General features: G+C 41.3%; 9 protein-coding genes. 1 reads left to right on the top strand and 8 read right to left on the bottom strand.

What is annotated here, in order from left to right; genetic code table 11:
- Positions 1-184 precede the first annotated feature (184 nt).
- The 3 genes from NLX71_RS25515 to NLX71_RS25525 form a co-directional block, all read right to left on the bottom strand.
- The gene (locus NLX71_RS25515; protein WP_254366590.1) at positions 185-1,333 is read right to left on the bottom strand and encodes a helix-turn-helix domain-containing protein; all 1,149 of its coding nucleotides are present in this window, start codon (positions 1,331-1,333) and stop codon (positions 185-187) included.
- A gap of 15 nt (positions 1,334-1,348) precedes the next feature.
- Complete coding sequence (locus NLX71_RS25520; RefSeq protein WP_254366591.1) at positions 1,349-2,053, bottom strand: hypothetical protein; 705 nt, start codon at positions 2,051-2,053, stop codon at positions 1,349-1,351.
- Between the two features lie 553 nt (positions 2,054-2,606).
- The gene (locus NLX71_RS25525; RefSeq protein WP_254366592.1) at positions 2,607-2,987 is read right to left on the bottom strand and encodes an S-Ena type endospore appendage; all 381 of its coding nucleotides are present in this window, start codon (positions 2,985-2,987) and stop codon (positions 2,607-2,609) included.
- Between the two features lie 156 nt (positions 2,988-3,143).
- On the opposite strand from NLX71_RS25525, the gene NLX71_RS27220 reads away from it, so the two are divergent.
- The gene (locus NLX71_RS27220) at positions 3,144-3,590 is read left to right on the top strand and encodes an S-Ena type endospore appendage (RefSeq protein ID WP_375377970.1); all 447 of its coding nucleotides are present in this window, start codon (positions 3,144-3,146) and stop codon (positions 3,588-3,590) included.
- Between the two features lie 495 nt (positions 3,591-4,085).
- Here NLX71_RS27220 and NLX71_RS25530 read toward each other — a convergent pair whose 3' ends face one another.
- The 5 genes from NLX71_RS25530 to NLX71_RS25550 form a co-directional block, all read right to left on the bottom strand.
- On the bottom strand, positions 4,086-6,113 hold the full coding sequence (locus NLX71_RS25530) for a C40 family peptidase (protein WP_254366593.1): 2,028 nt from the start codon (positions 6,111-6,113) through the stop codon (positions 4,086-4,088).
- 28 nt (positions 6,114-6,141) lie between these two features.
- Positions 6,142-6,549 carry a DUF6075 family protein gene (locus NLX71_RS25535; RefSeq protein WP_254366594.1) on the bottom strand — a complete coding sequence of 136 codons (408 nt, stop codon included), beginning with the start codon at positions 6,547-6,549 and terminating at the stop codon, positions 6,142-6,144.
- 119 nt (positions 6,550-6,668) lie between these two features.
- Positions 6,669-7,088, bottom strand: coding sequence for an RNA polymerase sigma factor (locus NLX71_RS25540; protein WP_254366595.1), 420 nt, complete (start codon positions 7,086-7,088; stop codon positions 6,669-6,671).
- A gap of 1,011 nt (positions 7,089-8,099) precedes the next feature.
- Positions 8,100-8,561: a hypothetical protein gene (locus NLX71_RS25545; protein WP_254366596.1), complete on the bottom strand. Its 462-nt coding sequence runs from the start codon at positions 8,559-8,561 to the stop codon at positions 8,100-8,102.
- Positions 8,561-8,922: hypothetical protein (locus NLX71_RS25550; RefSeq protein WP_254366597.1), on the bottom strand; the 362-nt coding region annotated here is incomplete at its 5' end. The genes NLX71_RS25550 and NLX71_RS25545, both read right to left, overlap by 1 nt.

The raw sequence follows: 8,922 nt of genomic DNA on the forward strand, positions 1-8,922 counted from the left end.
GTAAAAATGACCAAAAAACCGCGACATTACAAGGGTTCTAAGGGAGCCTCGTTATAATATCGCGGGGATTCAGGATGTCTAATACCAAAAAGTTAGAAAGCCTTACTTGGATATAGACAGGAGTTCTACCAGTGAAAGTCAATATACATCATAAACCTCTGAGGAGTTTTCAGACCTCAGAGGTTTATGATTCTTTCTGATTGTTAACAATCAGTCTAAGCGTAGGCTCGATCTCCTTAAGTTTAAGTGAACCTTTATCCATGGTACAAAGCATTTCAATAAACTCTCTCGGGACGCCACTCTCATTGATTATTTGAAGTTCATTTTTAAAATTATTCTGGAGTAACATCTTTATGCCTTTATTCAATAGAATAGGCTTAGGAACCGGGATTACATCATCTAAGGGTTCTTTTGACCTCATTTTGTGAATGGACATTTGCTTCATTAATGAAGTATACCTGCTCTGATCAATTATCCCTAATTCTTGAGCTCGATATAGCATAGCCGCGATTGATACTTTCCAATATTTTTTCAACTCTATAAAATGAATTAACTTTGTAGAAGTAACTGTCTTTGCAAATGCCTCTGCAGGTAATAGAAAAGCTGATGCAAAGCGATTCGCCTGATGCTCAATAATCTTGAATTCCTCTCTTGAAAGTATATCCTGGTTGTGAATATGGTTGTGCATCAAGCGATGACCAATTTCATGAGCTGCATCAAATTGTCTTCTTGCAGCGGATTCCTTATCATTTCCTAAGAAAATATAAGGACGTCCCTTTCTGGATTGACAGAACGCATCTACCTTCAAGCTCTCCATATCAATTGAAAAAACAGCAATTCCATTTCGTTCCATAAGATTAACTATATTATTGATAGGATTTTCTCCAAGTCCCCAAAACTGTCTGACATTCTCCGCAAGTAACTCTATTGAATCATCATCCCAATCAGTTTGATCAAATAAAGATAAATCAGGTAAGTTTAGTTCAGGAAATTCAATGTACGTTTGCAGATAATCATAAATATATCCAGCAAGCCTTGATTTATTATATTGAATCTCTTTGTTTTTTTTCGTTGCTGCTGCGGATGCTCTAAAAAAAGTATTACCTATGATATGTTCTTCATAGGTTTTATAGAAAAAACTCTTGGGAAAATCCAACTCCCGAATAATCCCCATCATTGTACTGGATTTAGGCTCATTTTCTCCCAACTCATACTGAGAAATAGCTTGTTTAGAGAGGCCTACTCTAATCGCGAGTTCACCGATACTTAGTCCTCTTACTAAACGTGCCTCTTTGAGTCTAGCTGGAATAATTTTCTGCTCTTCATTAATCATATAACTTTCCTACTTTCATACTGACGGATCAAATTTCAACTTTAGAGGTATATCCTCATCAGTTTGATGTGCTGTCTCTTTGAACGGTATTTTGATATCGTCACTGTCCTCATACACATTAATAGGCTTAACATTGTCTAAACTATTGCTAAGTACCATACTTGTAGTATCCTCCAAAAATATCCAGTCTGTATGATCAGGCAGTAAAGCGCCCTCTCTGATTGAACCATCACGAGGGTCATAAACAACAATTAGACCAAAAGGATAATTCTCCGTACCTAATGGGTGAATTGCCTGCTGGTATTGAATATCTATATCCGGAGAGTCTTCAGGTAATCCTTCTTCAATTAATCTGGGGATATTTGAAACAGAAAAATTCATTCTGTATGTACTGGCACTGTCAAACATATCTTTCTTAGTGGATAATGGTAAGACAAGAACAGATATATTTCTCAGCTTTTCTCTTAAAACGATATAAGGATGGAAGCCCGATTTCTTCTTTTCAATCTCAATTTGTAAATGCGGATACTTCTTAATCGAATTAATTACTTCTGTGTTAACAAGGTCATAACGATTTTTGGGATTCGATGTATCTGTTTCGATATCTGAAAATAGCTCTAGGTATAGCTGATGTCTCTTAAATCCTGATCTAATTCCTTCACATATAACTGTTCTCTGCTCCAAGAGAAGCATACATTTTTGATAAATATCTATACTCATAAATTGTCACCCCTCGTTAATGTCCTCACAATAAAGATATACCAAAACATAGTTTTTGTCTAGTTTCGTTTATATCTATTCTAAAATCGTAAAGTTTAAAATCATATTTAAGTTGATCGTCAACTAAAACTTATTACTACATTATCCACCCTCACTTAATCGGAGCGCGAGAAATCGAGGGGCTTAATCAATATAGCCTCTATCGATTTTAGTAACACTGAGCAATCCACATGTGTTGTCCGGGAAATGAGGACATGCACACTCCTCTCCGCTGCTGCCTGAATACTCCGGAGCAAATTGAGCCATCGTTCCGGTAAGTGAGAGCCACCTCTCCGGCTTTTTTGAGCCACCCTTCCGGTGGCGAGAGCCATCACATGAGCCTCCTGCTAGAATGTTTTCTATGCGTTGTCGCGAGCTATTGCAAATCATTCGTGAGGAGGTCATACATTGACCCAATGTCGTGAAATCCTGCGGCTTCATAACGGACAGCCGCAGATGTTTGATACCTTACATACGTCAAACCAGACCTCTAGGAAATAGGTATTCGTCTTAACTAAGCACATTTTACGCAATAGTGCAAATCTAATACTAAACTTCCTGTGGCGTTTGCTTCAGGCGTTGCTCCTGTAAGACTCTCGATAGTAATGGTTTTCAAATCTTCAACGAAGATCGTTTCCGAACGACCAGCTGTAATGACTATGGTTGATACCGTGACACCCGTGGTATAGTTAACGTTAAAGACGGAAGAAGTACTGGTATTAACTATAGTAAATGAACCATTTATTACCAGCCCGGTTGGATTAGTAAAATAAGTTAAAGCAGCAAGACTCGGAGTAGGTTGAAAAATGGGATTACATTGTTGAATGTTGACAATTTGCTTGGACACATTATTACAAAAATTAAACACGGCAGAACTTGATGAATCTCCACACATAGTATCGCCACCCCTCTTCATTATTCTTGTTATAGTATGTGGAGCTTGTATAGTTTGACTAGTGTAAGCCCCATTTTTCAATAAAATGGATGTTTGCTATGGTGCATTTGGCTTATTTCCTCATACATGGTAATAAGGGGGGATGGCTATATGAAAATGACATGCAAACGGAAAAAAACTATAGCATGCAATTGTACTTGTCACTTCAAAAAGAGAAAACCGATTAGAAAATGTCCTCGGCATTCAAGGACAAGAAAACCACTAATAAAAAAGCTTATTTGCATACACAGATGTGTTCCTATTAACCAAAAATGTGATGACGCTACGACTCAAACGTATTTTTGTGTCTCTTCGGATTCCATTATAAAAAATCCTTCGGGAACCATAACCATAATAAACACTAATAAGTCCTGTACAATGCAAGTTACCATAACTAAATCGTCCAGTGATCATGAGGATATTGATGTTGCACCGAATTCATCTTTTACTGCAATTGTCGATAATCTAAAATCCGTAAAAATCTTATGTAAAAGCAAATCCAATAATGAGATATATTGTACTGGTAATATGGAGTTGAATATCCATTACACTTTAATGTTCTAATAAACCCGTGTTCTCTTGTAAAGTACGGGGAATCTGGGTTTTCATGCAATAAACGACTTATTTTCCGAATGAATTGTCCGCTTTTAACTGTTATCGAACTTATCTCAGGAACAAAGGCAAACACGTAAGGCACAGCAATGAGTAGATTATTCAGACCCTTCTTTGCCGTTGACACTCCTGATTCATCTAAAACATAAGTGAAACAAGTGTTGAAATCTTTTTCATTTATTGTTTTGCCGTGAGTTATGGTAGTGTTTTTATCTAACTGAGAGCAACTCCCTTGTATCGCATTAATTATTGATGGTTGATCCTTACCAGATCGATCTAAATCAACGCAAATAGAACAAGGCGATTCACCAACATCCTGCAAATACCCAGAGACCCTCACTTTATCTGAAAGTAAATGCGTAAACCCTGTTCCAAATTTCCCTGTAGTCCTCTTGTTATTTGCATCAGTTCTTGTACGATCTTTTGTAGAAACTTGTTCTATGAGATCTAATGTAATCGAGCATTAACATTCACATTATGAGGTCTTCCAAACAGCACTTGCTTGTCCGAATCGAACAGATTACGGTACACTACTTGTCCCCGACTTGAGGAAGCATCTACAACTTTGCCATCCCCCGCATAAATTCCAACGTGGGTAATATCCATATACCTACCATTACGCTCGTAGCTCCAAAATACAAGATCGCCGGGAACCAAGTCCGCCGCGCTTACTGTCAGACCATTTTCTACACAAAATCTTGCTTGTTCCGCTGCGGTTCGTGGCAGGTTAATGCTTAGCTGTCGATAAACCCACTGAACGAGATAACTGCAATCTGTAAAGTCATCCTGTCCGGCCTTCGGCTGACTGTATGGATCACCTAAGCGAGTTAGCGCCAATTTGACGACTTCGCTGCCTATTTCTCCCTCGGGCAAATGCTGCCCAATATCCGCAAGCTGCCCCGGCGTCAAGCCAATATCCGTTTCTTTACCCAGCATCGCAAACATGAGTGGCCGAAACTCTCCAGACGTCATTTCCTTCATGATGTCCATCTGTTCATTTGTAAAGTGATAAGATTCAGCTTGTTGCTCCGCAGTTTTGCTCGAAACGGTAATATGCAAAATGTGTTCATAGCTGGTAGTCGTCTCTTCGCTGGTAGTCCCATCTTCATTCTCTACCGTAACGGTTTCCGTATGTTCGATCGTTTCGATACGGGATTCCAGTTGATTCATGTCCCAAAACACCGATTGGATGATCCCGATCCTTGTTGCATCAAGTGTTGCTACATCCATTCCGTTTTCTGAATCCATGACAGTCTTCACGGCAAAAACGGCTATAATATCCATCCAATTATCTATTCGCGTGTTGTCCGCGCTGCCGGGATAATGAAACTCCACCCGGTCTACACGGCCAGAGGACTGCTGTATTTCTGCCAGTCGGTCGGCATACTCAATGTCCAGCTCTTGAACGATTCGGGAAAGCGGCTTTACATCGGCATCCGTATTTTCGCCGGATACAAAGATACTGAAAGGCGAGGAAATGACAGCAGCTATTGCCATAACAATGCACAATAATACAATAACGGAACTACTGATTCCCAAAAGCGCGGCTACTCCTTTGACAAGCAAAGCGGCTGCTTTTACTACCATTTTAATGATCCGAAGATTTAATCGCGCTGCAGCTTGTGCTCTTTGAATGGAGCGGCGGGCAGTCATCGCCATCTGTACAGTCCGCTGCGCTGTCCTGGCGCTATTCATTTTTCCTTCCGCTTGATAATCAGAGTGGCTTTTAGCCTGTCCTAGCCGTTGTCCCGTTTTTATAAATGGCGATAATGTCTTAAATTTCCTTTCTATACGTTTGATCGTATGGCTTGCTTGCTTGGATATAGCGAAGGGGATTCGGGATGACGGTGGCCTGAAATGCCGCTTCCTCATGCTTACGGACGTTAGCGCTTTTGGACGATTCACGCGTACATTTGCTGAATGAGATGCCGCGGCGGCTAATGCTCCTTTTTTCCCGGCCGGTTCTTGATCTCTACCTTCCCGATTTAGAATTCGGTTAGTAAAGCTATTTTTGCGAAGAGGATGCAAAAGCCGGGCATTGACCCGGCTCCGTATAAAGCGTTGTTTTTTTGATTGATGGTTAGCTGACAAGAGATATTTCCCATCTACCGGCTTGCGGAGATGCAACCTACGGGCAAGTCGCAATTGACGTGTACCTGAAGGCTTAGTAATTATAGCAGCGGGGTTCTGTATCGATACCGTATCCCCTTCTGACTTTGCCCGCCTTTTTTGAATGAGCCTTATCAATCTTTTGCTAGCAACCACGCGCATTCCAATTTGAAAACGTACCGTTTTATCTATGGCCGATGCAGAATGGTGCTGCGCATATTCATTTGGAGATTGTGAAATCGTCTTGTCATTGTCTTTATGCTGTTTTGTGCGTGCGCTCGAATGTTTTACACGATCCATCAAGTTTGGCAGTTTGTCCAAACGTTTAATGTCTTTCACAACAGTCCTCGTTTTAATATCCTTCATCTATTCCACTCCCTTAACTAGTTGCCATTCAGCGAACTTGTTCGTTCAGCCGCTTGAAATTCTTCTCCTGGCTTCGGCAATAATCCGGATAACGAAGTTGAATCGCTTCAAAAAAATAGGGAGCGTAGCTGCAATCGAATAATTCGTGGGGAGTAGAGTAGCGTTCCCCACCTTTTTCCGTCCAGCCATTCCACAGATTAAAAGCAAGCCTGCACACGCGGATAGAACTACCGGTTTGCCACGAGGCTACGAGACCTCCGGGTTTAATGCCCCCATTAGAAAAATCAAACAAATCGCGGATATGACTCCGAGTATCGCGGGAAATACCTAATGTGTAGAAAAGTGCCCGATGATAGCCGTCGTTACATTTCCTTTCATCCAGCATCCGATAGTAGAAACTTTCGTGTTCAGCATCTCGAAATCGAATCGGATTCATTGTTACCTGCCCCTCCCATGGAAAATGAGCGGCTGGTTATAACCAGCCGCCGCCTACATAAAGCTCTTTACCTATCTGTTCATTTTGGCAAGCAAATCGGACCCTTTGACCTACCGCAATCACATTTTTTTGAGAAACTGCGCCATTTGTTTTAAGCCGCGTTCAATAGATTTTCGTACTGCACGTTCATCAACTTGTTCAGCTTGGGCAATCGCTACTTTGCTCATGCCTAAGAAGAAGTGAGCATAAATTCGTCTGAACGATTTTTCCGGCAATCGACACAAAGCCGCATAAAGCTGCTCATTGGAAAGCTTACGCTCGTAATATTCCTCCGGGGAAATCGAAAGGAAAAGAACGTCTTGTTCTATACCGTCGTTCCGATCAAGCGAGTAATAAGCGCGATGACGATAGGTGCGCAATTTGTATGCACTTTCGTTTAAGTCGAAACGGCGGATTTCTTGTGCCACTTCATCATCTAAGTCGATCCATACATCCGTTTTGATAAAGGGATACATGTCCCGCAAATTAATCCTTTTCATATTCGTCCCTCCATTTTGGTTTGTGGGCAAACCAAAATGGAGGGGGAGAGCGACAGCCAACGCTCCCTTTAAAACGATTGTTGATTTTGTTACATAAATAAAAAAGACCTTGCCGCTCAGCAATCCAATGCTGATTTGCAGCCAAGTCTGATAGTAATATCCATCGTTGAGGCGTTATGAGCCATATGAATAGTAAAAACACATAAAAGGATCGTGGTTTGACATTGCATGCAACGTGGGGCACATAATATCAATTTCCCTCCTCACATGGCAACACCATTGCGAGAGGAATAGCCAGTCTGTTTTATGATGGTGTTGTCCTACGTTTTAGTTCAAACGCTCCTTTTTGGTGTCCCGTATCACATGCCTTCAGCACTCGTCACTGTAATAGCTACCTTCTTTTGGGTTTCAATTAGAAAATAAAAAGAGCGCTTCGCTTCTTTTTGCTGACGCAGCAAAAAATGAAGCGGCGCTCAATGGCTGGAATGCAAAGTAATGCGCATAGAATGAATATAGTCGTATCCAGTTCAGATGCCATTTCTACCTATTTCTAAAATAACAGATTAATAGGAACCGCATCATCGCCCTCCTTTCATCGGTATGATTGTACGACTTAATGTGGAAACATGACGAAACTATGGAACAAGTTATGCCCGTTTCGTCAATCCTCGCTTCACAAACATAAAGGACAGCCGATGATCTTGTAGGCTGCCCTTAAGCTTGCTATACTATCATCGTATCAGGAAAATCGTGCATATCGGGTGCACAATTCGTGCAAAACAAGAGCAAATCTAGTGAAGCGTTCGGTGCATGTTCGGTGCAAGAAAGATTCACGGCATCTCATCTCTTGGTGAGGAGTTAATCGTACTCGGAGAGATTGAACTGACTGCTAAAAATGGGGGTAGACCCTAGAGCCTGTTTGAAATGATGGGGGATTGAGGTGATATTCTTCAATTCACGAACCATAAAAATAGAAGATGCGGATATGCATCTTCTGAAGTAATGATATGATCAGTCTTCTCCAAAGGAATCCAGTTCCAACAGGACCGCTCGATCTTTGATTTTTCGATATACTTTATGCAGAATTCGCTTCCGATGATAAAAGAACGCGCGGCGGGAAAGTGCAATGCGATCCATAATGACCGAAAGCGCCAGTTTATCCAAATATCGTAGACGAACGAACAAAATTTCCTCTGTGGTGAGAGCCGAGAAAGCGTAATCGATCAATCCGATTCTCGATAATAGCAACGGGATTTCATGTTCAGTGATCTCTATCCGATGAATGACCGTACGCAACAATGGTTCTTGTTTTCTTCCATTGCCATGATTCACCCACTCATGCAAAGCCCTCGTTAATCCCGGAATATGCTTAAGCTCTGCCTGCGCATATTCCAACCTTGCTTTCCAATCACTATAGGACATAAGCCATGCTTCCACTTTTTCATAGGGGATGGACTGTTGAGTAAGATTCATCAAACACCCTCCCCAATTCCAAGAAATACTACAACTCTCCTTCCGCAAAACTGCTGAATGAAGTGCAAATCAATCCATGCTAATAAACATAATTCACGCTCCGTTTCTAATTGATACATGACGATCATCCCTTCTTTGTTATATCCCACATTTCGCAGGTGAAACTGCGTGAAAATCAAATTTATTGAAGGGAAATCACCGACTTCCAGAGAATGTAAGAGTATAGTTTTTTCTCTGGAGGCGATCACGTGAATACTCCGCTTAAAACGTATTCGTATACTTCTGGCCCCGCCGTGTTGGTGGATCGACTTTGTCGTGAAATCGAGTTTGAGCAGACGTTGAATGAGCTGCTTCCATGGGA

The organism is Paenibacillus sp. MZ04-78.2 (assembly GCF_024213375.1).
In the GTDB taxonomy this organism is placed as follows: Bacteria; Bacillota; Bacilli; order Paenibacillales; family NBRC-103111; genus Paenibacillus_G.

Excerpts from the sequence above, each read along its gene's own strand:
- NLX71_RS25515 (WP_254366590.1), bottom strand. The coding sequence starts at position 1,333 with ATGATTAATGAAGAGCAGAAAATTATTCCAGCTAGACTCAAAGAGGCA.
- NLX71_RS25520 (WP_254366591.1), bottom strand. The coding sequence starts at position 2,053 with ATGAGTATAGATATTTATCAAAAATGTATGCTTCTCTTGGAGCAGAGA.
- NLX71_RS25525 (WP_254366592.1), bottom strand. The coding sequence starts at position 2,987 with ATGTGTGGAGATTCATCAAGTTCTGCCGTGTTTAATTTTTGTAATAAT.
- NLX71_RS27220 (WP_375377970.1), top strand. The coding sequence starts at position 3,144 with ATGACATGCAAACGGAAAAAAACTATAGCATGCAATTGTACTTGTCAC.
- NLX71_RS25530 (WP_254366593.1), bottom strand. The coding sequence starts at position 6,113 with ATGAAGGATATTAAAACGAGGACTGTTGTGAAAGACATTAAACGTTTG.
- NLX71_RS25535 (WP_254366594.1), bottom strand. The coding sequence starts at position 6,549 with ATGAATCCGATTCGATTTCGAGATGCTGAACACGAAAGTTTCTACTAT.
- NLX71_RS25540 (WP_254366595.1), bottom strand. The coding sequence starts at position 7,088 with ATGAAAAGGATTAATTTGCGGGACATGTATCCCTTTATCAAAACGGAT.
- NLX71_RS25545 (WP_254366596.1), bottom strand. The coding sequence starts at position 8,561 with ATGAATCTTACTCAACAGTCCATCCCCTATGAAAAAGTGGAAGCATGG.